Consider the following 23324-nt stretch of genomic DNA (forward strand, 5'->3'; position numbering starts at 1 on the left):
GCGACCCACCGCCCGACACCACAACCGGCCATGACCAGAGCCCCACCGACACGACCGCGATTCACCCCAGCGCCTGGGCCAGAAACGGCGCGGTGCGGCTCTTGCGGTGCCTGGCCACCTGCTGCGGGGTACCGCTGACCACCAATTTGCCGCCCTGGTCGCCGGCACCCGGACCGATATCGATCACCCAGTCGGCCTGGGCCACCACGCGCATTTCGTGCTCGACCACCACCACGCTGTGGCCGGCCCGCACCAGGTTGTCCAGTTGCTCCAGCAGGCGATCGACATCCCGCGGATGCAGGCCGGTGGTCGGTTCGTCCAGCACATACAGGGTGGCGCCGCGGGGGTTGCGCTGCAGCTCGGTGGCCAGCTTGATCCGCTGCGCTTCGCCGCCGGACAGTTCGGTGGCCGGCTGGCCGAGGCGCAGGTAGCCCAGGCCGATATCGCGCAAGACTTCCAGGGAACGGCGGATGCTCGCCTGCCCGGCGAACACCTCGACCGCCTCCTGCACCGTCAGTTGCAGGACCTGGGCGATGTTCAGGCCTTGCCACTGGATAGCCAGGGTCTGCGGGTTGTAACGCGCGCCGTGGCAGGTCGGGCACGGCGCATAGACGCTGGGCATGAACAACAGCTCGACGCTGACAAAGCCTTCACCTTCGCAGGCCGGGCAGCGCCCCTTGGCGACGTTGAAGGAGAACTGCCCGGCGTCGTAGCCCAGCGCGCGCGCCTCGGGGGTGGCGGCGAACAGCTTGCGCACGTGGTCGAACAGCCCGGTGTAGGTCGCCAGGTTCGAGCGCGGGGTGCGGCCGATGGGTTTCTGGTCCACCTGCACCAGGCGCTTGATCCGTTCCAGCCCGGCGGTGACTTCGCCGCTGCTGGCCTGCGGGGCCTCGTCTTCCAGATTCAGCTCTTCCGGCTCTTCGTTGCCCTGCGGCCGCCCGAGATGCGCCCCCACCAGTTCCAGCAACGCCTGGCTGACCAGGCTCGACTTGCCGGAACCCGACACCCCGGTCACCGCGGTGAAGCAGCCGAGGGGGAATTCGGCGCTCAGGTCCTTCAGGTTGTTGCGGCTGATGCCCTCCAGGCGCAGCCAGCCCTGGGCCTCGCGCGCGGTGCGGCGGGCCGGCGCCAGCTCGGCGAACAGGTAGGCGCGGGTCTGCGACTCCGCGACCTGGGCCAGCCCCGCTGGCGGGCCGCTGTACAGCACCTGGCCGCCCTGCTCGCCCGCCGCCGGGCCGACGTCGATCAGCCAGTCGGCGCGGCGCATGGTCTGCAGGTCGTGCTCGACCACGAACAGCGAATTGCCCGCAGCCTTGAGCTGCTGCAGGGCCTCGAACAGCGCCTCGGCGTCCGCCGGGTGCAGGCCCGCCGAAGGTTCGTCGAGCACGTAGATCACCCCGAACAGCTGCGAGCCCAGCTGGGTCGCCAGGCGCAAGCGCTGCAACTCGCCGGACGACAGGGTCGGCGTGCTGCGCTCCAGGGCCAGATACCCCAGGCCCAGGCCGGTCAGGGTGCCGACCCGCTCCAGCAGGTCCTGGGCGATGCGTTGCGCGGCCAGGCGTTTTTCCAGGGACAGGTTCGGCGTATGCCGCACATCCGGCCCTCCGACATGCCCCGGCGCGCCCTGGGCAATCCGTTGTTGGCGCGCGGCCTGGGTCTGCTCGTGGCTCCAGACCTCGCCGGCCTCCTCGGCCTGCTCCGGGTAAGCCTGGGCGGCCACCGGCTTGAGCACCTCGGCCAGTTGCAGCAGGGGCATCTGCGACAGCTCGCCGATGTCGAGGCCGGCGAAGGTCACCGACAGCGCCTCGCGCTTCAGGCGCTTGCCTTCGCACAGCGGGCACGGGCTGCCGAGCATGAACTGCGACACGCGCTTTTTCATCAGCGCGCTTTGCGAATGGGTGAAGGTGTGCAGCACGTAGCGCCGGGCCCCGCTGAAGGTGCCCATGTAGCTCGGCTCCTGCTTGCGCTTGAGGGCCTCGCGGGTCTGCTCCGGGGTCAGCCCGGCGTACACCGGCACGGTCGGGGTTTCTTCGGTGAACAGGATCCAGTCGCGCTGTTCTTTAGGCAGGTCGCGCCAGGGGATATCGACGTCGTAGCCCAGGGTCACGAGGATGTCGCGCAGGTTCTGCCCCTGCCAGGCCAGGGGCCAGGAGGCCACCGCGCGCTGGCGGATGGTCAGCGAAGGGTCCGGCACCATGGACGCCTCGCTGACCTCGTAGACCCGGCCCAGGCCATGGCAGTTGGGGCAGGCACCCTGCGGGGTGTTGGGCGAAAAGTCTTCGGCGTAGAGCATCGGCTGCCCCGGCGGGTAGCTGCCGGCCCGGGAATAGAGCATGCGGATCAGGCTGGACAAGGTGGTGACGCTGCCCACCGAAGAGCGGGTGCTCGGCGTGCCGCGCTGCTGTTGCAGGGCCACCGCCGGCGGCAGGCCTTCGATGGCGTCGACATCCGGTACCCCGACCTGGTCGATCAGGCGCCGGGCGTAAGGCGCCACCGATTCGAAATAGCGGCGCTGGGCCTCGGCATACAGGGTCGAGAACGCCAGGGACGATTTGCCGGAACCGGAAACCCCGGTGAACACCACCAGCGCATCGCGGGGAATATCCACGTCGACGTTGCGCAGGTTGTGTTCACGGGCGCCGCGCACCCTGACAAAACCCGAGCTGTTCGCTGGCAAGGAAGACAAAACCTGGGGCGAAGGCATGTTGCGCGCTGAAGTCATGGGCCAGCCTTGTATCGGAGGTGTCGGGACGAGATATCAAGTCAGAGAGCCCCACGGCGCCAGCACCGGCGACAGGCAGCCACCCGACCGAGGTGCAGGGTGCATGGGCTCGGGGTTTTGAGCAACCGTGGATATCGAAGGTTCAGCGGACTTTTCCCTGAGGGGCTTACGGCCTCACGCCTCCAGCACCGACCTGACCATGGCGGTCAGGGCGTCCGGGCTGTAGGGCTTGCTCAGCAGGTGGGTGTCCGGGCTGAGCTGGTGATTGCAGGAAATGATGTCGCGGGTATGCCCCGAGGTGAACAGCACCGCCACGGCCGGCGACTGGGTCTTGGCCCAGAGCGCCAGGTCGGTGCTTTTGATCAGGCCGGGCATCACCACATCGGTGAAGATCAACTCGACCCGGGCGCCGTTCAGCAACAGCTGCATGGCCGCATCGCCATTGGCCGCCACCAGCACCTTGTAGCCGGCGTGCTCCAGCAACTCGACCGCCGCCGCGCGGACGTCCTCGTTGTCCTCCACCACCAGGATGGTTTCCTGGCCATGGCAAGACCGCTGCCCACGCCGGGGCGCCGCGCCCGGTTCCTGCTCGGTACTGCGGACAAAATACATGCGCACCGTAGTGCCCTGCCCCGGCGTGCTGAGCATCTCGATATGGCCGCCGCTCTGCTTGACGAAACCGAACACCATGCTCAGCCCCAGCCCGGTGCCCATGCCATCGCGCTTGGTGGTGAAGAACGGCTCGAACGCCTGCTTGAGCACCTCGGGTGGCATGCCATCGCCGGTATCGGCCACCGACAGGCACAGGTAGTCGCCGGCGGTGATGCCCTTGCCGGCACAGAAACCGTGGTCGAGCACCACATTTTCGCCACGGATGCCGATGGTGCCCTCGCCCTTCATGGCATCGCGGGCGTTGATCGCCAGGTTGAGCAAGGCGTTTTCCAACTGACTGCGATCGACCTTGATGCACCAGGGCTGCGCGGGCAGTTGCACGTCGATATCGATGTTTTCGCCAAGGGCCCGTTGCAGCAGCTCGCTCAGGCTGTCGGGGATCCGGCACGGGTTGTAGACCTCGGGCGACAGCGGCTGGCGCCGGGCGAACGCGAGCAATTGCGCGGACAGCTTGGCGCCGCGCTCGACCGCGGTAATGGCCGCGCCGACCCGGCGCTGCACATTGGCATTGTCCGGCTCATGGCGCGCCAGCAGGTGCAGGTTGCCGGCGATCACTTGCAGCAGGTTGTTGAAGTCGTGGGCCACGCCACCGGTCATGCCGCCAATGGCCTCGAGCTTCTGCGACTGGCGCAGCTGCTCCTCGGCCGAGACCCGCGCGTTGACCTCCTCGGCCACCCGCTGCTCGAGATTGCGCGTCAATTGCAGCAGCGACTCTTCGGCCATCTTGCGTTCGTGGATATCGATCAGCACGCCGGGAAAACGCAAGGCCTGCCCCGCCTCGTCGAACTCGCAACGGCCACAGCCCATGACCCACAGGTAACTGCCGTCCGCTCGACGGATGCGGTATTCGGTGTTGTAGGGCACGCCCTTTTGCACGCTGTAGGCCAGCTGTTCCTTGATCCGCGCCAGGTCCTCGGGGTGCACCCGGCTGTCGGCGACCGCCATCGACAGGTCGTCCAGCGGCTGCTCCAGCGGGTAGGAAAAAGTCCGGGCAAAACGCTCGTCGCCCGACAGCCGATCAGCCTTGATGTCCCAGACAAAGGAACCCAGCAGTGCCCCGGCATTGAGCGCCAGTTGCACCCGTTCGTTTTCCGCGCGGTAGGCGTTCTCGACTTCCTGGCGGCGTTGCTCGGACAGCACATGGGCGGTGGTTTCGACCACGATCGCCATGACCCCGGCCGGCGCCTGGTCGTCGCCGGCCACCGGGCTGTAGTAGAGGTCCATCCAGACATGTTCCGGCTGGCCGTTGCGCAGCAGCACCAGCTCCTTGTTGCGGTACGACAGGGTCCCTCCCGCCAGGCAGGTGTCCAGCACATGGCGGTTGAAATCCGCCACTTCCGGCCAGCCCTGCTCCACCTGGCAGCCGAGCAGGTACGGATGCCGGCCGCCGGCGAATTCGGCATAGGCATCGTTGTAGATCATGTAGCCCGAGCGGCCCCAGAGCATGACCAGCGGCACCGGCGAGGCCAGCAGCAGTTGCACCGCACTGCACAGGCTCGATGCCCAGCGGTCCAGCGCCCCCAGCTCGGTGACAGACCAGTCGAACGCCTGGATGCGTGCGGCCATCTCGCCTTTCCAGCCCTGACAGCCATGTGGATCGGATAAGAACGACATCGCTTGACCCAGTGAACACGATTGAATGACGACATTCTCTGCCCGCAACCCGAACGCCACGGACAGGGACTCAAGGTTTGGAGCACAGGCCACGCGGATGGTTTCACCGCATTTTCGCGATTGCAGGACAAATGGCCATCATGCCAGGCAGACCGCCTGGATCAGCGAAAGTCCCGGCTGCGGATGGTGATGCCGCTCAGCAGGTCGCTGAGGTCGCTCAGGCGGCCGGCGATCAGGTGGCGGACCTCGCCTTCGGTTTCCAGGGTGCCGTCGACCTTGAGCAACTGCGCGCCGACCAGGACCTTGCGCTGGCGTTCGGCCAGGTCGCGCCAGACCACCACGTTGACGTTGCCGAACTCGTCTTCCAGGGTGACGAAGGTCACGCCGCTGGCGGTGCCCGGCCGCTGGCGCCCGGTGACCAGCCCGGCGATGCTCACCGGGCGCCCGTGCTCGATCTCCAGCAGCTCGCGGGAACTGCGGCAGCGCCGGGACTTGAGTTCGCTACGCAACAAGGCCAGCGGATGGGGCCCGAGGGTGGTGCCGACGCTCAGGTAATCGGCCTGCAGGTCTTCGCCGACCGTCGGCCGCGGCAAGGCCACGGGCGTTTCTTCCTGGCGCGGCAAGCCGGCGAACAGGCCGAGCTGTTGCTGCACCCCCGCCACCTCCCAGCGCGCCCGATGCCGGTGCCCGGCCAACCCACGCAGGGCGCCAGCATCGGCCAGCAGCTCCTGGGCGCGGCTGTCGAGGCGCGCCCGCTGCCCGAGGTCGGTGATGTCGACAAAGGGCGCGCACTGGCGCGCCGCCTCGATGCGCCGCGCGTCGTCTTCGCGAAAGCCCTTGATCATCCGCAGCCCCAGGCGCAACGCCGGCTGCGCGCCAGGCAGCGGCTCCAGGCTGCAATCCCAGGCGCTGGCGCGCACGTCCACCGGGCGAATCGCCAGATCGTGCCGGCGCGCGTCCTGGAGGATCTGGTCGGGGCTGTAGAAACCCATGGGCCAGCTGTTGATCAGGGCGCAGGCGAAGGCCGCCGGCTCGTGGCATTTGAGCCAGCAACTGGCATAGGTCAGCAAGGCGAAACTGGCGGCGTGGGATTCGGGAAAACCGTAGCTGCCAAAGCCCTTGATCTGCTCGAAGATCTGCGCGGCGAATTCGTCGCTGTAGCCATTGGCGCGCATGCCGTCGCGCAGGCGCAGGCGATGGGGCTCCAAGCCACCGTGGCGTTTCCAGGCGGCCATGGAGCGGCGCAACTGGTCGGCCTCGCCGGGGGTGTAGTCGGCGGCGACAATGGCGATCTGCATCACCTGTTCCTGGAACAGCGGCACGCCCAGGGTTCGCTGCAGCACCTCTTTCAGTTCCTCGGAGGGATAGGTCACCTCCTCCTCGCCCTTACGCCGGCGCAGATACGGATGGACCATGCCGCCCTGGATCGGCCCCGGCCGGACAATGGCCACTTCGATCACCAGGTCGTAGAAGTTCTTCGGCTTGAGCCTGGGCAGCATCGACATCTGCGCCCGCGACTCGATCTGGAACACGCCGATGGTGTCGGCGCGGCCGATCATCTCGTAGGTGGCCGGGTCCTCGGCGGGGATGCTGGCCAGGCTTAGCCGCTGGCCCCGATAGCCATGGACCAGGTCGAAACAGCGGCGAATCGCACTGAGCATGCCCAGCGCCAGCACGTCCACCTTGAGCAGCCCGACCGCGTCCAGGTCGTCCTTGTCCCACTGGATGATGGTGCGTTCGGCCATGGCCGCGTTTTCCACCGGCACCAGGGTGTCCAGCGGCTGTTCGGAAATCACGAAGCCGCCGGGGTGCTGGGACAGGTGCCGGGGAAAGCCGATCAGTTGCCCGGTCAGGCTCAGGACCCGGCGCAGCACCGGGCTGTCCGGGTCGAAACCAGCCTCCAGCAGGCGCTCGACGGTCGGCGGCGTATCGCTCCAATGGCCGCAGCAATCGGCCAGGGCGTTGACCTGGTCCGGCGGCAGGCCCAGGGCCTTGGCCACATCGCGCACCGCGCCGGCGCCATGGTAGGTGCTGACCACCGCGGTCAGCGCGGCGCGATGGCGGCCGTAACGCTGGAACACGTACTGCAGGACTTCCTCGCGGCGCTCGTGCTCGAAGTCCACGTCGATATCCGGCGGCTCGTTGCGCTCGCGGGAGAGAAAACGCTCGAACAGCAGGGTCGAACGGTCCGGGTCGATCTCGGTGATGCCCAGGGCGAAACACACCACCGAGTTGGCCGCCGAGCCCCGACCCTGGCAGAGGATCGACTGGCCGCGGGCAAAACTGACGATGTCGTGCACCGTGAGGAAATAGCTCTCGTAACCCAGCTCGGCGATCAGCGCCAATTCATCGTCGATCTGCTTGAGCACCTTGGGCTTGGCGCCCCCGGGCCAGCGCTTGACGATGCCGCGCTCGGTCAGTTCGCGCAGCCAGCCGGTGGGCGTCTGCCCTTGCGGCACCAGCTCCCGGGGGTACTGGTAGCGCAGTTGCCCGAGGTCGAAATGGCAGCGCTCGGCGATCCTCAGCGACTCTTCCAGCAGGGCCGGCGGATAAAGGCTCCGCAACGCCTCGAGGCTGCGCAAATGCCGCTCGCCATTGGGGTGCAGGCGCTGGCCGGCCTCGGCCACCCGCACGTGATGGCGGATCGCGGTCATGGTGTCCTGCAAGGCCCGGCGCCCACGCACATGCATATGCACATCGCCGCAGGCCACGGCGGCAATGCCCAGCTCCCGGGCCAGCGCCAGCAACTGGCCCAGGCGCTGCTGGTCGTCCTGGCCGCAGTGCAGCTCCACGGCCAGCCACAGCCGGTCGGCGAACACCTGCTGCAACCAGCGCCCGGCCTCTTGCCGCTCACCCTGTGGTTGAGCATCCGCCAGCCACAGGGCCAACAGCCCAGGCAAGGGCTGCTCGAAGTCTTCGCGCAGCAGCTGGTACTGGCCCTTCTGCGCCCGGCGCCGGCCGCGAGTGATCAGCCGGCACAGGACCTGATAACCCTCCAGGTTCTCCACCAGCAGCACCAGCCTCGGGCCGTCGTCGAGGCGCATTTCGCTGCCGACGATCAGCGGTAGATTGCAGTCCTTCGAGGCCTGCCAGGCCCGGACGATGCCGGCCAGGCTGCACTCGTCGGTAATCGCCAGGGCCTGGTAGCCCTGGGTCGCCGCCCGCTCGAACAGCTCGCGGGCACTGGAGGCACCGCGCTGGAAACTGAAGTTCGACAGGCAGTGCAGTTCGGCGTAGCCCTTCATGCGAACCAGCCCTGCAACAGCAAGGGCCCCGCCTCGCCCACCGGGCGATACGCCCAGCCCTGCTGGCCGCCACGGGTTTCGATCAGGTAATAGTCGCGGCGCACGTCGCCGCCGTCCCACCAGCCGGACTCGATGCGCTCCGGCCCCATGAGGATGCGCGCCGCCCCCTCCTGCAACGCCAGCGGCTCGCGCAACAGCCAGCCCGGGCGCCGGGGTCCGGGCAGCAGCGGGTAGGCCTGGCTGTCGCCGACCGGTTGCCAGCTGCATTCGGGACGGTGGTCAGCGTGGAAACGCAAGCCATGCACCGCCTCGTCCCCCAGGCGAGCGCGCAGGCGCTCGCGCAACTGCTCCCAGGGCAGGGACTGCTGCGGACGTTCGTCGAACAGCTCGCGGTGCTGCGGCACGAAGCGCGGCAAATCCTCGGCCACCAGACGCACGCCACGCACCGGTGCCGGCACCTGGACCTGCTCCAGGCGCCCGCGCGCCAGTTCGAACAGCATCGCCGGCTCGCGTTCGGCGCTGAGCAGGCCGACCTTGATCAGGGTGTCGGGCAGCTCGACATGTTCCAGGTGCAGGTCGAAGCGCTGCACCCCGCTGTCACGGCCACAGAGAAACGCCGCCAGATCGCTGGCCAGGCGGCGCAGGGGAAACAGCAGGGCCTGGTGGGACAGCACGTCGAAATTCAATTCGATGCGCAGATCGAAACGGTCCGGCGGCTGATAGAACGCCAGCGCCAGGGAACGCTCGCCCAACAGAGTATCCAGGTGCTTGAGCAGGCCCGCGTCGAAATGCCGGGCCAGGGTGTCCCGGGGCAGCCCGCGAAGCTGGGCGAAGGTGCGCAGCCCCATGCGCGATAGGGCTGTGGCCGCGCCCGGCGGCAAACCAAGGCGCTCCACGGGCATGTGCCCCAGGGCCTGGCGCAATTGCTCCAGGTCCGTCACCGCCAGCCCGTCGTAGGCATTGGCCAGCACCCGGGCCGCCGCCGGATTCGGCGCACTGACGATGCGGTGGCGAAAGCCCAGCTCGTTCAGCTCCTGGCGCAGGCGCGCCTCCAGCTGCGGCCAGGGGCCGAACAGGCCCAGGCTCGACTCGATCTCGAACACCAGGGTACGCGGGTAATGAAGGCTGACCTGGGAACTGAAACGGTAGGCCCAGGCCGCGAGAAACTGCTGCCAATGGGCGATTTCGTCGGCGTCGTATTCGGCGCTGGCGAAGTGCTTGCTCAGGGCCTGGGCGGCGCTCAACGACTGCCCGGGCCGTAACCCCAGCTCGCGGGCGGCGGCATTCACCGCCTGGATCACCCGGCGCTGCGGCGTCCCGCTGAGCAGCGCCAGCGCGGCGTCCGGTTCGGGGCGCTGGCGCAGCACCGCGTCCAGCGCCAATTGCGGGAACAGAATACAGACCCAGCGCATGGCAACCTCAGTGGCCCGGGGCGAAGGCGATCGGCGCCGCATGGGCCAGGCCGCCGCGGCACTTGAGTATCCGCAACTGCGCCGGCCGGGCCTCCACCGCAAGGCGCAGGGCCGCCGGCGAAGGGTTGATGGCTTCCTTGAGGAGACGGTAGGCAAAGGCCAGGGTCTGGCCGGTCTCGGCCGCCACCTGCAACCGCCGCAAGGCGCGGTCGTCGGCCTGTTGCGGCCAGCACAGCACGGCCCCGCAACTGCCCGAGCGCAGGCACTGCTCGGCGGCCCACAGGGCGTCCCGTTCGCCGGCCTGGATCACCGACAGCTGGCGCAGGTCGACCCCGGCGCTCTGCCAGGCCTGGGGATACGGCACATGGGGCGGCGCCACCAGCACGATGCGCTCGCCGGCGGCCGAGAGCCGGGCCAGGGTCGGCCACACCAGTTGCAACTCGCCGACGCCCTGGGCGGCGATAAGGATTTCCGTCAGCGCCGCTTCCGGCCAGCCGCCGCTGGGCAAGGCCGCATCCAGCATGGCGTGGCCGGTGGGTTGCAGGCTGGCGGCAGGCGCCGTCGGGCGGCCCTTCCACACCCGGCCGGCATTGAACAGCGTCTCCAGTGCCACGACGGCGCCCATCAGCCTTGCCTCACCAGGCCACAGAACACCCCTTCGATGGCCAGGTCCCGGTCCTCGCCGACCAGGATCGGGGCATAGGCCGGGTTGCGCGGCAGCAAACGCACGCCATCGGCCAGGCGTTCGAAACGCTTGATGGTGACTTCGCCATCCAGCCGCGCCACCACGATCTGGCCGTTGCGCACCTCGCTGTCGCGGCGCACCGCCACCAGGTCGCCGTCGAGGATGCCGTCCTCGATCATCGAGTCGCCCTGGACCCGCAGCAGGTAATCGGGAGTACGGGAAAACAGCGCCGGGTCGAGCAGCAAGCGGTTGTGCACCTCGGCATCGGCGCCGATCGGCAGGCCGGCGGCGACCCGGCCGAGCACCGGGATCTCCAGCAACTCGGGGCGCGGCGGCTGGTTGAGCAGGCGGATGCCTCGGGCCTGATGGGGGTTGACCTCGATGAAGCCGGCCTCGGTCAGGGCCACGACATGCTTGCGCGCCACGCTGCGCGAGGCGAAGCCGAAAGCCTCGCTGATTTCAGCGAGGCTCGGGGGCTGGCCATGTTCGGCGATGCGCTCGCGGATAAAGGTCAGGATGGCACTGCGGCGGGGAGATAAAGTGGTCATGGAGTACATTTGTACTCTTCCCGGGTTTTCCTGACAAGAACCGCCAGTCAGCCCAGGCCACGGCTCGCCAGGAACGCGCTGATGTAATCGATGAACGCCAGCACCTTGGCCGTGGCCCGCCGGTGGCTGGGGTAGACCGCGAGGATGTGCGGCCCGAAGCAGTCCGGGTCGATGGCGTAGTCGGCCATCACCCGCACCAGGCGGCCGTCGGCCAGGTAAGGCGCGGCGCTCCACAGCGGGGTGTGCAACAGCCCGCGCCCGGCCAGGGCATTGGCCAGCAGCAGGTCGTAATTGTCGCTGCGCAAGCGTGGCGCCCGGGGTTGCAGCAGGCTCAGGCGCTGCCCGTCCCGTTCGACCCACCAGAACTCACGGCTGAGCAAGGGATGGCGATAGAGCAGCCATTCGTGTTTATCCAGGGTCTGCGGCGTCACCGCCACGCCCTTGCGCGCCAGGTAGGCCGGGCTGGCGCACAAGGCCAGGCAATTGCTGCCGACCACCCGGGCGATCAGCCCCGGCAGGTCGTCATGGCCTTCGCGCAGGGCCAGGTCGTAGCCGCTTTCCAGCAAATTGACGAACTCGTCGCACAGGTCCACCTGCAGATCGATCTGCGGATACTGCTCGAGGAAACCGCCACACACCTGGTCGAGAAAGGCCTGACCATAGGCCAGCGGCGCGGTGATCTTCAGGTTACCGCGCAGGCCATGCTGCAACTGCTCGATTTCCTCGCCGGCCTCCTCCAGCCGCTGCAGGACCTGGCGCGCGGTTTCCAGGTAGAGCCGCCCCACTTCCGTCAGCAGGATCCGTCGGGTGCTGCGCTCGAACAAGCGCGCGCCCAGCTCGACTTCCAGGTGGTTGACCGCCTTGGTCAGGGCCGAGGGGGTCTTGCCCAACTGCTCGGCGGCGCGGCTGAAACTGCCCAACTGCGCGGTGACCACGAACATCTTTAATGCACCCAACTTGTCCATGTTTTTTCCATTCAGGCAAAAACGTTTTTCGTCAGCGAGGCGTTCTGTCGGCTCTGGCAAGCCACTAATCTGGCCATCAGACGCAATAACAAGGAAATACTCAATGAAAAGATTCATCCCGAATCTGCTGACGATTGCAGTGAGTTTTGCCTCAATGGAAGCCATGGCCGCTACCGACCTGGTGCTGTTCAACGGCCAGGTGTTCACCGCCGATCGCGCCCAGCCCAGGGTCCAGGCCCTGGCGGTGGCCGACGGCAAGGTGCTGCAAGTGGGCAGCGACGCGCAGATCAAGGCCCTGATCGAAACCGGCACCCGGGTCATCGACCTCGGCGGCAAGACCCTGATGCCCGGCCTGATCGACAGCCATTCCCACGCGATCTTCGGCGGCCTGGAAATGACCTCGGCCAATATGCAGGACGAGGTGGTCAGCCTCGACCAGTTGGAGCAGGAACTGCGCGCCTGGCGCGACGACGGCAAGGCCAGGCACGGCGATGTCCTCAGCATCGCCGGCATGAGCTCGGCCTACTGGGCCCAGGCCGAAGCCCTGGGCCAGCGCTTCAACGCCGGCGAATGGGCCAGGGTGCCCGTGGTGTTCACCGGCAGCGATCACCATACCGCCTGGGCCAATGACTCAATGCTTGAGCGCGCCGGCATCGACGCCGCCCTGCTCAAGAGCCTGCCGCAGGCCGAGCGCGACACCATCGGCCAGCTCGCCGACGGCCGCCCCAATGGCTTCCTGGTGGACGCCGGCTGGGACCGGGTCGCGGCGAAAATGCCGGTGCCCGGCAGCGCCGCCCTGCTCAACGCGGCGCAATCGGCGGTGCGCTACAACAACAGCCTGGGCATCACCGCCTGGATGGACCCGGCCGCCAACGCCGCCCCCGGCGAGGCGGTGTTCGCCCTCAAGCCCACGGCCCAGACGGTTGGCGTGCTGCCAGCCTACAAGGCGCTCGCCGAGAGCGGCGGCCTGAGCGCCCATGTCGCCGCGCTACTGGTGGCCAACCCGAAAAGCCTTCCTGCCGACCTCGACGTGCTGGAGCAGGTGCGCCAGCAATTCCAGGGCATTCCCAACCTGACCCTGCCCGGCGTCAAGATCTTCGCCGACGGGGTGATCGAGTACCCGGCCCAGAGCGCGGCGATGATCGATCCCTACAGCAACTCGCACAAACAGGGCGAACTGCTGATCGATCCCGAGCATTTCGGCGAGCTGGTCAGCGCCATCGACCAGCGCGGCTGGCGGGTGCACATCCACGCCATCGGCGACCGCGCGGTGCGCGAATCCCTCAATGGCATCGCCCAGGCGCGCAAGGACCGCCAGAGCGGCATCGCCCACTCCATCACCCACCTGCAGATGGTCAACCCGAAAGAGTTCGCCCGCTTCAAGCCGCTGGGGGTCATCGCCTCGATGCAACTGCTGTGGGCCTCGGCCGACGACTACACCCTGGGCATGATCAAGCCCTACGTCAGCGCCCTGGCCTTCCGTTACCAGTACCCGGCGCACTCGCTGCTCAAGCAGGGCGCGACTCTCGCCGGGGCCAGCGACTGGCCGGTGTCCTCGCCCAACCCGTGGAACGCCATCGCCCAGGCCATTACCCGCAAGGGGCCGCTGGGGGTGCTCAACGCCGACGAGCGCCTGGACCGCGAGACCATGTTCTACGCCTACACCCTCAACGCCGCCCGCGCCATCGGCCTGGAGCAGCAGATCGGCTCGCTGAGCGCCGGCAAACAGGCCGACTTCATCGTGCTGGACCGTGACGTGTTCCGCGTCGACGAAAAGGCCCTGCATGAAACCCAGGTGCTGCAAACCTGGTTCGCCGGCCGCGAAGTCTATTCCCGGCCTCTCTAGCCCGTCCCCTCTAAAAAAACAGCTCCACTGCCCGCCCCCACGTCCTTGCGCACGTGGGGCCGGCGCAGCCTTGCCTGAAACCTGCCCATAACAATCACAACAACACGGGACGCCCCCATGAAGACCCTCAGCCTGTTCGCCATCGGTGCCTTGAGCCTGTTGCCCCTGGGCAGCCAGGCCCTGCCCCTGAACGATGACTTTGCCGTGGAGCTGGAACTGACCCTGGCCAGCGACTATCGCACCCGCGGCATTTCCCAGACCCAGAACGACCCCGCCGCGCAGGCCGCCGCGACCCTGCTGCACAGCAGCGGCCTGTACCTGGGCGCGTGGACCTCCAACGTCGATTTCGGCGGCGGCCTGAAGACCCGCCAGGAAGTCGACTACTACGCCGGCTGGCTGTGGCAGACCAGCAACGCGATCAGCCTCGACCTGGGCTACCTCAAGTACAGCTACCCCAGGGAAGGGCAATTCAACCAGAGCGAGGTCTACGGGATTTTCAGTGCCTATGGGGTCAGCCTGGCGGCCTATTACTCCAGCGACGCCGCGGGCATCGACAGCCAGCAAAACACCCTGTACCGCTACGTGGGCTACGAAACCGAGCTGCCCCTGGGCCTGGGGCTGAAGCTGCGTTACGGCGAGATGGACTTCAAGGATCCACGGTTGATCTCGGCTTCGGGCCAGGGCGAGGATGCCTACCACGAATGGGAGGCCAAATTGACCCGCAAAGTGGCAGGCGTGGTGCTGGGCCTGAGCTACATCGATACCGACCTGTCGAAAAGCCAGTGCACCAGCAACTACGGGTTCAGCGACCTGTGTGGCGCGACCTGGGTCGCCAGTGCCAGGAAAACCTTCTGAACCCGGCGGGCGCCGGTCGGCGTGAATCGACCCGCGCCCTTTCGACATTTTTTTGACCAATGATCCTCTACAGTCGGCAGTGCCACTGCTGGTGCCTGCATCTCTACCCGGAGGAACGAACTGAAATGGTCTTGGGCAAAGGGCTGCGATTCGCGTCAATCACATCGACCCGCCTGGTACTGCTGTTTTCCCTGGCCCTGGTGGCGCTCTACAACTTCGCCACCTGGCGCGCGCTGGGCCACCTGATCAGCCTGCAGGGCCTGCACAAGCTGGCGTTCTTCGCCTCCTTCGGGCTGTTCCTGTGGGCCGCCATCACCCTGCTGCTGACCCTGGTGTCCTTCCGCTGGACCCTGAAACCGGCGCTGAGCCTGGTGGCCCTGACCTCGGCCGCCGCCGCGTATTTCATGAACCAGTACGGCATCACCATCGACACGGTGATGGTGCAGAACGTGTTCGAGACCAACCCGGGCGAAGCCGCCGCGTTGTTCAACTTCAAGCTGCTGGGCTACCTGCTGGTGCTGGGCGCGCTGCCGGTGCTGCTGATCTGGCGCACCCCGGTGCGCTACCGGCCGTTCTTTCGCGGCCTGCTGAACAAGCTATTGGTGATCGCCGCCTGCGTGCTGGTGATCGCAGTCTCGGTCGGTACCTTTTATTCCACCTACGCGCCGATCTTTCGCGAAGAAGACAAGCTGACCCACTTCATCAACCCGACCAACTACCTCTACGCCCTCGGCAAATACGCCAAACAGAGCCTGGGGATCAAGCAACACCTGGTGGTCCAGCCGATCGGCCAGGACGCGGCGATGAGCGCCCAGGCCAGCGCCCGGGAGAAGAAGTCGCTGATGATCCTGGTGGTCGGCGAGACCGCCCGCGCCGACCACTTTTCCCTCAACGGCTATGCCCGCGACACCAACCCGGAGCTGGCCAGGCTGGACATCCTCAACTTCACCCAGGTGCATTCCTGCGGCACCTCGACCGCGGTCTCGGTGCCGTGCATGTTCTCGATGTTTCCCCGCGAGGACTACAGCGACAAGAAGGGCAAGACCTACGAAGGCCTGCTGGATGTGCTGCAACGGGCCGGCGTGCAGGTGCTGTGGCTGGACAACAACAGCGACTGCAAGGGCACCTGCCTGCGGGTGCCGAACCGCGACATTCCCAAGACCCAGCCGAGCCCCTTCTGCGACGGCAAGAACTGCCTGGACGAAGCCCTGCTGGTGGACCTGCAGCAGTACATCGACGGCCTCGGCGACAACGCGATCATCGTCCTGCACGCCGACGGCAGCCACGGCCCGGAGTACTACGACCGCTATCCGAAGAACCTGGAGCGCTTCACCCCGATCTGCCACACCAACCAGCTGGGCAGTTGCAGCAGCGAGGAACTGGTGAACGTCTACGACAACACCATCCTCTACACCGACCACTTCCTGGCCCGGGTCATCGAGCTGCTCAAGCACAACCAGGAACGCTTCGACACCTCGATGCTGTACGTCTCCGACCATGGCGAGTCCCTCGGCGAAAACGGCCTGTACCTGCACGCCGCGCCCTACGCCCTGGCGCCACAGGCGCAGACCCATGTGCCGATGCTGATGTGGTTCGGCCAACAGGCCCTGGCCGACCTGGGCATCCAGCGCGACTGCCTGCAAGGCAAGAGCGGCGAGCCGGACCTGAGCCACGACAACCTGTTCCACTCGGTGCTCGGGCTGTTCGAGGTCAAGACCAGCCTGTACCAGCCGTGGCTGGACATCTTCCATTCGTGCCGGCCGAACATGACCGCGGCGCAGTAAAGACGTGGGATCTGTAGGGCCTAACCGCGCTTGAGGATCAGGTCCATGATCCGGTCGGTTTTCAGCGCCTCGGCGGCCAGGGCCGGATGCTGCGCTTGGCCGCGGATATGGGCGTTCATGCCGAGCACGTGGTGCCACTGGATATGTTCGGGGTTGTCGATGAAGAGGCTCAGCTGTTCATCGGCGTCCAATTGCAGCGGGTGCTCGTCGAACACCGAGAAGCCGATACGCCCCTGGCTGCCGATAATCTCCACCCGGTCCACCCGGCGGTCCGCGACGAAGTTCCAGGCCCCCGTGCCCAGGGCGCCGCTCGCGAAGCGCCAGCTGGCGCTCACCGCGTCCTCGGCGCTGTACAGCCCGGCCTGCCGCGCGGTGAAACCGGCGACCTCGGTAATGTCCCCCAGCAGGTACTGGAACAGGTCCAGGCCGTGGCTCGCCAGGTCGGCGAAGTAGCCGCCACCGGCGATCCTCGGGTCGGTGCGCCAGTTGCGGCCGCCATTGCGATCGGCCTCGGACGGGGCCTTGGTCAGGGTCCAGCTCAGGTGACGGACCTCACCGATGCGCCCGTCCCGCAGCCATTGCCGCACCTGCTGGAAGCGCGGCAGGGAACGGCGGTAGTAGGACACGAACAGGTGCAATCCGGCCTGCTGGAAAACCTGCTGCATCTCCAGGCTTTGCGCGGCGTTCAACGCCATCGGCTTTTCCACGCAGCAGTGCTTGCCGGCGGCGGCCACCCGCAAGCTGTAGGCGTGGTGACTGTCGGGGGGCGTGGCGATGTACACCGCGTCCACTTCGGGGTCGTCGATCAGCGCCTGGGCATCGGTGTAGAAACGCGCGATGCCGTGGCGTGCCGCATAGTCCCGCACCGCCTCCAGGCGCCGGCCCATCACCGCCACCAGGGCCGAGCCCGGCGCCTTGTAGAAGGCCGGGCCGCTCTTGCGTTCGGTGACGCTGCCGCAACCGATCATGCCCCAGCGCACGGGCCGCATGCCCTCTGCTCCTGTGCCCATTGGCCGATCAGACCGCTTGCAGAGCGCGCAGGTCGAGGCGGCCGTCCTGCAGCGGCGGGCACCAGTAGTAGCCGCCGGTGATCGGCCGGCTCATGCGGTACAGGCCGTCGACTATGCCGTCTTCCAGGCCGCTCATGCGCCGCAGCTGGACTTCGAAGGCCTGGAGGCTGTGGCCGAAGGCGAGGAACATCAGGCCGCCCTTGTCGCCTTCGATCCACGGCATCGAGCGGCGCAGCATAAAGGCCTCGGGGGTGAAGCTCTCCTGGGCGGTGCGCTTGACGTGGGCCGAGTCCGGCGCGTCGTCCAGCTCTTCGTTGTCGCTCAGGCGGCGGCCGATGATGTTGTCGCGCTCCTCCTGACGCATCGCGGCAACCCCCTTGAAGTCGTGCTGCCACTGCTGGATCGCGGCGAAGCTGCCACCGCGCAGGCCATCGGCGCCTTCGGCCAGGGCCGCGGAAACGGCCTCTTCATCGTGGGGGTTTTCGGTGCCGTCCTCGTAACCGGTCAGGTCGTGGCCGGTCTTGTGGCGGAAGGCCTCGTTCATCTGCACCAGGCGCAGCGCCGGGGCCAGGGCGGCCTCCAGGGCGTTGCTGCGGTGCAGCAGCTCGCCGCGGTCTTCGCCATGCAGCCAGACCCACAGCGCGTGCTGGGTCGAAGGGTTGTCGACGCCGACCCCGGTCAGCGCCGGGAAAGCCTTGAGCCCCTGCACGCGGGCGCCCAGCGCCTTGACCAGCGACGCACCGAAACCTGCTACCGCCGTTTTCCCGTCCACCTGCGTCAGCAAGCGATCGATCGCCGCCGGCAGCGCCTCGATGGATTCGAGGGCGAAAAACAGGTGACGAGCCTGGCTCGGAACGGGGGTGGCAAGAATGCCCGGCTGGTAGTAACTCATAGCGACTCCTTGAAGAAAGCCCGAAGTTTACCCGGAGCACCACAATTTGTGGGGGGTTAGACACGCATGGACCTGCGCGGTGAATCGTCACGCCACCGCAAGCCATGCCCTACAACGGGCCGCCCTCTTCCCGGTAGGCGCTGGGGCTCAGGCCGGTCCAGCGCTTGAATGCCCGGCGAAAACTGCGCACGTCGCTGTAGCCCACCGCCTCGGTGATGCGCTCGATGGACAACTGCGGGTTGGCCAGCAGGCTCAGGGTGCGCGCCCGACGCACCTGCTCCAGCAGCGCCTCGAAGGTCAGGTCGTGCTCGCTCAGGCGCCGGCGCAGGGTGCGCCCGCTCATGTTCAGGTCGCTGGCGACCTGGTCGATATGGCTGCCCTGGGTCAGGTCGCGGGAAATGGCCCGCTCCACCGCCTGGATCAGGTCCAGCTTGCGGTGCACCTGGGCGCTTTCCAGTTCCAGCAGCTTGAGCGCCTGGCGCAGGGCCACGGCGTGGTGGTTGGGCAGGCGCGTGTCCAGCCAGTGGCCGGCGATGACCATGCGGTTGTGCAGGCAGCCGAAGTGCACATCCGGCCCCAGCAGGCGCAGGTACTCGTCCCGGTAAGCCGGGGCGGCGTGCATGAACTCGACCCGCAGCGCCTTGAAATCGGCGCCGACCAGGGCGCGGCCGTAGACCGGCAGGCTGGCGAAGAACTCTTCGACGGCAAAGATCTGCACCTCGCCGTAGGGCAGCCGGCACTCGGCCTCGACAAAAAATTCGTCGCCCTGCTGCTGGACGCTGCAGCTGACGATGCCGCCCGAGGTGTGCTGGTGGCGGATGCCGATGTCGAAGGCATCGCGCAGGGTCTTGCACAGCGACAGCACATGCCCCAGCAGGCCCAGGGTGCCGAGCACGTTCTGGTGCCCGACCCACAGGCCCAGGCCCTGCTGGGGCAAAGCCTTGAGCGCGCGCTGGATTATCGCCACGGCCTGGCGGTAGGAGATGCGTTGCGCGGGGTCCTGCAGGTCGTCGAGGGTAAAGCCCAGGCCGCGGCACAGGGCGTGCGGGTCGACGCCGTGGCTGCCGGCGACTTCGGCCAGGGTCTGCAACAGGAAGGGTGAAACCAGGGCCAGTTGGTACTGTGGATCGACGGCTTTCGTCTGCATGGGCATCGGGTCCCGAGCCGGTTCGGCTGCAATTCTTATTCTGGTTATGCGCCCCGCTCCCATCACCGCCAGGGCGAGGCGAGCGCTCGCTCAGCATAGCGTTTTCCGCTTGCGTTCATGGAGGGATGTAACAAGTCATTGCAGGCTGGCCGCGAAAGTCCCCCTCAGTGGCCGCCAATACCCTGCCTGGCCGGGCGCCGAAGGCTTATTCCTATGGGGCGGCCGGAAACCGGTCGACTGCGCGCCCACTGACAATAATAAGAGCCCGAACATGAATTCGACCCGCCCCCGTCTCCCCCGGCGCCTCGCCGCCAGCCTGGCCTGTATCGCCGCCCTGCCCGCCCTGGCACCGGCCACCGAATCCGGGGTCGACAACATCGGCCCCGGCACCGACGGCTTTTTCATCCTGCCGCTGGACGTCAACGGCCTGCCGGACCACATGTTCGCCTTCAACCTCTATTACAACCACTACGAAGCGCGAAAGCTGAATATCAGCTCCCTGGGCGGCAAGGTGCCGGACGTGCGGATCGTCTCGGACGCGATCATTCCCCGCCTCGACTACCTGAGCCCGCTGCGGCTGTTCGGCGGGCGCCTCGGCGGCTACGTGGCGCAGCCTTATCTGCGCCAGCAGGTGGGGGTCTTCGGCCTCAAGGACCAGCGCGAAAGCATGGGCGACACCACCATCGCGCCGATCATCCTGTGGGACATGGGCAAGAACCTGACCCTGGGCGCCGCCGTGGAAATCACCCTCCCCACCGGCAAGTACGACGCGACGCGCCTGGCCAACACCAGCAACAACTTCTACACCTACAAGCCGCTGCTCTCGGTGACCTGGCTGCCCACCCCGCGCACCGAGCTGTCGCTGAAGACCACCTACAGCTTCAACGAGGAAAACCACGCCACCGACTACAAGTCCGGGCAGATCTTCCACTTCGACTATTCCGCCAGCTACAAGGTGACCGACAACCTGAGCCTGGGGCTCAACGGCTACTACCTGAAGCAGACCACCGACGACAAACAGTACGGCCGCACCGTGCAGTTTCTCGGCGAGGACGTGGACGACGGCGTGCGTGGCCAGGTGTTCGCCATCGGCCCGGCGCTGTACCTGACCTTCCTCAAGTACGCCAGCGCGGAGATCCGCTGGGCCAAGGAGTTCAACGTGGAGAACCGGCCCGAGGGCGAGATGCTGTGGGCCAAGCTGACGATTCCGTTCTCCTTGTAATGTAGGACCGCCGCCCGCTCGCTCCTACAGAAGAAGTGCGATGAGACCTTCGGCCCCACCGCAAAAATCTAGCTATAGACCGGCCAGCTCTCGACGATCCGCCCGCCGCGCACCGCCAGCAGGTCGCCGAATTGCAGCAGCACCGCTTCGCTCTGCATCGGCCGCAGGAATACCTGATCGTCCGGCCCCAGGCCCACGGCGGGCGAGCCGTTGACCATCTCCTGGTTCGAACTGCGGCCGAACAAGCCGTTGCTTTGCAGCCCCGAGGGCGACTCGAACTCGGCCAGCCAATTGCCGCCGTAGATGAAGAATGTCTCGCGCCGGTTCGGATCCCACCAGGCGAACAGCTTCGACTTGTCGTCCAGCGCCGGGATGCGCACCGGGCCGGTGCTTTTCAGCACCGGCGTGGCGATGTAGGCCGCCGGCCGATGTTCGCTGAGGGACGGCAGGTCGTAATGGGTCGGCTTGAGCATCGCCGTGCCCACCGACACTTCGCTGCTCAACTGCTCCTGCTCATGCATGCGGTAGCTGGGGCTGCCGGCGGTATTGAGGGTCAGCCCCGGCAGCCAGAGCGCCGGATGGCGTTGCCGGGTGAAATCCACGGCGCTCTGGTAGCGTTGCATGACCTTGGCGAACAGCGCTTCGGGCGAACCGAGAATGCCCGGCACGCCCATGCCGACAAAGGGGTCGTAGCCCATGAAGCCGGCGAACTCCAGGTGCTGGGGGTTGGCGGCGATCAGGGTCAGCAGCGGCCCCAGTTCGAGGCTGTCCTTCACCCCGCCGCGGTGCAGGCCGACGTCCAGCTCGATATTGATCCGCAACCGGGTGCCCAAACCTCGGGCCAGGGCCAGGTATTGCTGCAGGTGTTCCGGGGTATCGATCAGCCATTGCAACTGCCGGGCCGGGTCGAACGGGCCTTTGTGGCCCTGGTAGAACAGCTCCGCCGAACGCACCGGCAGCGGCTTGCCCAGCAGGATATCGGCCCTGGGAAAGCGCTGGGCATCGTGGTTGAGGAACGGCTGGTGGAACGACATCAGGCGCTGGGTGCCGGCGCGCTGGCCGATGTAGGCCAGCAGCCCGGGCGACGGCAGGGATTTCTCCACCAGCCGCAGCTGCTTGCCGCCGCGCTTGACCGATTGCAGCACCACATCGATGTTGTGGTCCAGGCGGTCGAGGTCGATCAGCATCACCGGGCGCATCGGGCCGTGGGCCTTGAGTTCCTGGTTCAGCGCGCGGAAATAGTCGCTGTAGGGCCCGCCCCGGTCGGCGGGCCGCAACCAGGCCCCCACCCCCGCCAACAAGGCGCCGACACCCGCGGTACCGAGCAGGAAGTTGCGTCGATTCATGCTTTTTCTCCCTTCAGACCACGCCCAGGATGGACGACAGGTGTGCATTGAGGAACTTGCCGCCGGGGTCCAGCGCCTCGCGCACCCGGGTGAATTCCCGCCAGCGCGGGTACAGCGCCTGCAACTGCCGGGCGTTGAGGCTGTGCAACTTGCCCCAGTGCGGGCGGCCGGCGTATTTCCAGAAAATCGGTTCGACGGCGGCGAAGAAGTTGTGGTGGCCCATGCCGTAGTGCTGGTGCACCGAGATCGCACAGCTGTCGCGGCCCTCGAACATGCTCAGGGGAATGTCGTCGGCCTGGACGTAGCGGTACTCGATGGGAAACCAGGTGCGCAGGTCCTTGTCGCGGATCAGCTTGAGGATTTCCCGCAGGCACGCCGGGCCGTGCTCGGCCGGTACCGAGTACTCCATTTCGTTGAAGCGCACGTTGCGCACATTGGCGTAGACCTCATAGGAGTCGCCGACCCGGTCATCGAAACTGGCGAAATGTCGCAGGCTGTTGAGCAGGGTGCGGCGGGTCTCGGGAAAGTCGCTGAGGTACTTGTCGAGGTTCTCGATCAGGCTGACGAACTCGTTTCCGCCCTCTTGTGCCGGGTCCACCGGCGGGGTCGCCGGGTCTTCGGTTTCATTCAGGGCAATCGACAGCGCGTAGTCGGAATGGGTGACCACCAGCATTTCCCAGTGCTGGTTGTCGCGGGTGTTTTTCGCCAGGTCTTCGAGCAGTTCTTCGGTCTTGGCGATCCACTGTTTTTCCCGCAGGCGATAGGCCGGGCGATTCTGCAAACGCACCCGGGTGGCCACGCCCAACGCGCCGAGGGACACCCGCGCGGCGCTGAAAACCTCGGCGTGGCGGCTACTGTCGCAGTCCAGCACCTCGCCGCTGGCGGTCACCAGTTGCAGGCCGCAGACCTGGGCCGAATAGGACTTGAAGCCGACGCCGGTGCCGTGGGTCGAGGTGGCGATGGCCCCGGCCAGGGTCTGGTAGTCGATGTCGGCCATGTTCGGCAGGGCCTGGCCGATCGCCTTGAGCGGCGCGCCCATGCGCGACATCGGCGTGCCGGCGGCGAATTCGGCCTGCAAGGCTGCGGCATCGTGGCTGAGCAGGCCGCTGAAGAAACTCAGCGACAGCAGCGTGCCGTCGGTGGGCACCAGGGCGCTGAAGGAATGCCCCGAGCCCACCGGGCGGATCTTGCCCGGGGCCTGGCGAATCACCTGCACCAGCTCGTCCAGGTCCTTGGGCGCCAGCCGCGCCAGGGGCAGGCAGCTTTGCGCGCCGGACCAGTTGCGCCAGGGAATCAGCCGTGGCGCCCGCGCCAGCTCGGCCAGCAGCGGGTTGCTGGTCAGCGCGCCGAACGTCCCGA

16 protein-coding genes are annotated in these 23324 nt (G+C 67.1%); 4 read left to right on the plus strand and 12 right to left on the minus strand.

The window, feature by feature from the left end; all coding sequences use genetic code 11:
• Positions 1-61 precede the first annotated feature (61 nt).
• From H0I86_RS19110 to H0I86_RS19140, 7 genes are all read right to left on the minus strand, one after another.
• The gene (locus tag H0I86_RS19110; RefSeq protein ID WP_180921700.1) at positions 62-2722 is read right to left on the minus strand and encodes an excinuclease ABC subunit UvrA; all 2661 of its coding nucleotides are present in this window, start codon (positions 2720-2722) and stop codon (positions 62-64) included.
• A 174-nt stretch (positions 2723-2896) separates the two neighbouring features.
• Positions 2897-5008 (minus strand): hybrid sensor histidine kinase/response regulator, encoded by a 2112-nt coding sequence (locus H0I86_RS19115; RefSeq protein WP_180921701.1) that lies wholly within the window; start codon positions 5006-5008, stop codon positions 2897-2899.
• A gap of 161 nt (positions 5009-5169) precedes the next feature.
• Positions 5170-8253 carry an error-prone DNA polymerase gene (locus tag H0I86_RS19120; RefSeq protein WP_180921702.1) on the minus strand — a complete coding sequence of 1028 codons (3084 nt, stop codon included), beginning with the start codon at positions 8251-8253 and terminating at the stop codon, positions 5170-5172.
• Positions 8250-9665, minus strand: coding sequence for a Y-family DNA polymerase (locus H0I86_RS19125; RefSeq protein WP_180921703.1), 1416 nt, complete (start codon positions 9663-9665; stop codon positions 8250-8252). The genes H0I86_RS19120 and H0I86_RS19125 overlap by 4 nt, the downstream gene beginning before the upstream one ends.
• 7 nt (positions 9666-9672) lie before the next feature.
• Positions 9673-10290 (minus strand): translesion DNA synthesis-associated protein ImuA, encoded by a 618-nt coding sequence (gene imuA, locus H0I86_RS19130; protein WP_180921704.1) that lies wholly within the window; start codon positions 10288-10290, stop codon positions 9673-9675.
• On the minus strand, positions 10290-10907 hold the full coding sequence (lexA, locus tag H0I86_RS19135; RefSeq protein WP_180921705.1) for a transcriptional repressor LexA: 618 nt from the start codon (positions 10905-10907) through the stop codon (positions 10290-10292). Before lexA ends, imuA begins: the two co-directional genes overlap by 1 nt.
• 38 nt (positions 10908-10945) lie before the next feature.
• The gene (locus H0I86_RS19140) at positions 10946-11863 is read right to left on the minus strand and encodes a LysR family transcriptional regulator (protein ID WP_180921706.1); all 918 of its coding nucleotides are present in this window, start codon (positions 11861-11863) and stop codon (positions 10946-10948) included.
• Positions 11864-11966: 103 nt separating this feature from the next.
• Here H0I86_RS19140 and H0I86_RS19145 point away from each other — a divergent pair, with 103 nt between their 5' ends.
• From H0I86_RS19145 to H0I86_RS19155, 3 genes are all read left to right on the plus strand, one after another.
• On the plus strand, positions 11967-13709 hold the full coding sequence (locus H0I86_RS19145) for an amidohydrolase (protein WP_180921707.1): 1743 nt from the start codon (positions 11967-11969) through the stop codon (positions 13707-13709).
• A gap of 117 nt (positions 13710-13826) precedes the next feature.
• Positions 13827-14564, plus strand: coding sequence for a TorF family putative porin (locus tag H0I86_RS19150; protein ID WP_180921708.1), 738 nt, complete (start codon positions 13827-13829; stop codon positions 14562-14564).
• A 125-nt stretch (positions 14565-14689) separates the two neighbouring features.
• Positions 14690-16348, plus strand: a complete 1659-nt coding sequence (locus tag H0I86_RS19155) for a phosphoethanolamine transferase (RefSeq protein ID WP_373369366.1) — start codon at positions 14690-14692, stop codon at positions 16346-16348.
• Between the two features lie 20 nt (positions 16349-16368).
• Here H0I86_RS19155 and H0I86_RS19160 read toward each other — a convergent pair whose 3' ends face one another.
• The 3 genes from H0I86_RS19160 to H0I86_RS19170 all read right to left on the minus strand — a co-directional run bounded on the left by H0I86_RS19160 (position 16369) and on the right by H0I86_RS19170 (position 19397).
• Positions 16369-17337 (minus strand): Gfo/Idh/MocA family protein, encoded by a 969-nt coding sequence (locus H0I86_RS19160; RefSeq protein WP_180921709.1) that lies wholly within the window; start codon positions 17335-17337, stop codon positions 16369-16371.
• A gap of 28 nt (positions 17338-17365) precedes the next feature.
• The gene (locus tag H0I86_RS19165) at positions 17366-18250 is read right to left on the minus strand and encodes a Dyp-type peroxidase (protein ID WP_180921710.1); all 885 of its coding nucleotides are present in this window, start codon (positions 18248-18250) and stop codon (positions 17366-17368) included.
• 109 nt (positions 18251-18359) lie between these two features.
• Positions 18360-19397 carry an AraC family transcriptional regulator gene (locus H0I86_RS19170; protein WP_180921711.1) on the minus strand — a complete coding sequence of 346 codons (1038 nt, stop codon included), beginning with the start codon at positions 19395-19397 and terminating at the stop codon, positions 18360-18362.
• Between the two features lie 271 nt (positions 19398-19668).
• On the opposite strand from H0I86_RS19170, the gene H0I86_RS19175 reads away from it, so the two are divergent.
• Entirely contained in the window at positions 19669-20619 is a 951-nt protein-coding gene (locus H0I86_RS19175) for a SphA family protein (RefSeq protein ID WP_180921712.1), read from the plus strand.
• Positions 20620-20687: 68 nt separating this feature from the next.
• Here the strand turns inward: H0I86_RS19175 and H0I86_RS19180 are convergent, their stop codons facing one another.
• Together H0I86_RS19180 and H0I86_RS19185 are read right to left on the minus strand one after the other, a co-directional pair.
• On the minus strand, positions 20688-21896 hold the full coding sequence (locus H0I86_RS19180; RefSeq protein ID WP_180925876.1) for a DSD1 family PLP-dependent enzyme: 1209 nt from the start codon (positions 21894-21896) through the stop codon (positions 20688-20690).
• An 82-nt stretch (positions 21897-21978) separates the two neighbouring features.
• Positions 21979-23307: a D-arabinono-1,4-lactone oxidase gene (locus tag H0I86_RS19185; RefSeq protein ID WP_180925877.1), complete on the minus strand. Its 1329-nt coding sequence runs from the start codon at positions 23305-23307 to the stop codon at positions 21979-21981.
• Positions 23308-23324 lie beyond the last annotated feature (17 nt).

The sequence above is a fragment of the Pseudomonas chlororaphis subsp. aurantiaca genome (assembly GCF_013466605.1).
In the GTDB taxonomy this organism is placed as follows: domain Bacteria; phylum Pseudomonadota; class Gammaproteobacteria; order Pseudomonadales; family Pseudomonadaceae; genus Aquipseudomonas; species Aquipseudomonas chlororaphis_I.

Excerpts from the sequence above, each read along its gene's own strand:
- H0I86_RS19110 (WP_180921700.1), bottom strand. The coding sequence starts at position 2,722 with ATGACTTCAGCGCGCAACATGCCTTCGCCCCAGGTTTTGTCTTCCTTG.
- H0I86_RS19115 (WP_180921701.1), bottom strand. The coding sequence starts at position 5,008 with ATGTCGTTCTTATCCGATCCACATGGCTGTCAGGGCTGGAAAGGCGAG.
- H0I86_RS19120 (WP_180921702.1), bottom strand. The coding sequence starts at position 8,253 with ATGAAGGGCTACGCCGAACTGCACTGCCTGTCGAACTTCAGTTTCCAG.
- H0I86_RS19125 (WP_180921703.1), bottom strand. The coding sequence starts at position 9,665 with ATGCGCTGGGTCTGTATTCTGTTCCCGCAATTGGCGCTGGACGCGGTG.
- imuA (WP_180921704.1), bottom strand. The coding sequence starts at position 10,290 with ATGGGCGCCGTCGTGGCACTGGAGACGCTGTTCAATGCCGGCCGGGTG.
- lexA (WP_180921705.1), bottom strand. The coding sequence starts at position 10,907 with ATGTACTCCATGACCACTTTATCTCCCCGCCGCAGTGCCATCCTGACC.
- H0I86_RS19140 (WP_180921706.1), bottom strand. The coding sequence starts at position 11,863 with ATGGACAAGTTGGGTGCATTAAAGATGTTCGTGGTCACCGCGCAGTTG.
- H0I86_RS19145 (WP_180921707.1), top strand. The coding sequence starts at position 11,967 with ATGAAAAGATTCATCCCGAATCTGCTGACGATTGCAGTGAGTTTTGCC.
- H0I86_RS19150 (WP_180921708.1), top strand. The coding sequence starts at position 13,827 with ATGAAGACCCTCAGCCTGTTCGCCATCGGTGCCTTGAGCCTGTTGCCC.
- H0I86_RS19155 (WP_373369366.1), top strand. The coding sequence starts at position 14,690 with ATGGTCTTGGGCAAAGGGCTGCGATTCGCGTCAATCACATCGACCCGC.
- H0I86_RS19160 (WP_180921709.1), bottom strand. The coding sequence starts at position 17,337 with ATGCGGCCCGTGCGCTGGGGCATGATCGGTTGCGGCAGCGTCACCGAA.
- H0I86_RS19165 (WP_180921710.1), bottom strand. The coding sequence starts at position 18,250 with ATGAGTTACTACCAGCCGGGCATTCTTGCCACCCCCGTTCCGAGCCAG.
- H0I86_RS19170 (WP_180921711.1), bottom strand. The coding sequence starts at position 19,397 with ATGCAGACGAAAGCCGTCGATCCACAGTACCAACTGGCCCTGGTTTCA.
- H0I86_RS19175 (WP_180921712.1), top strand. The coding sequence starts at position 19,669 with ATGAATTCGACCCGCCCCCGTCTCCCCCGGCGCCTCGCCGCCAGCCTG.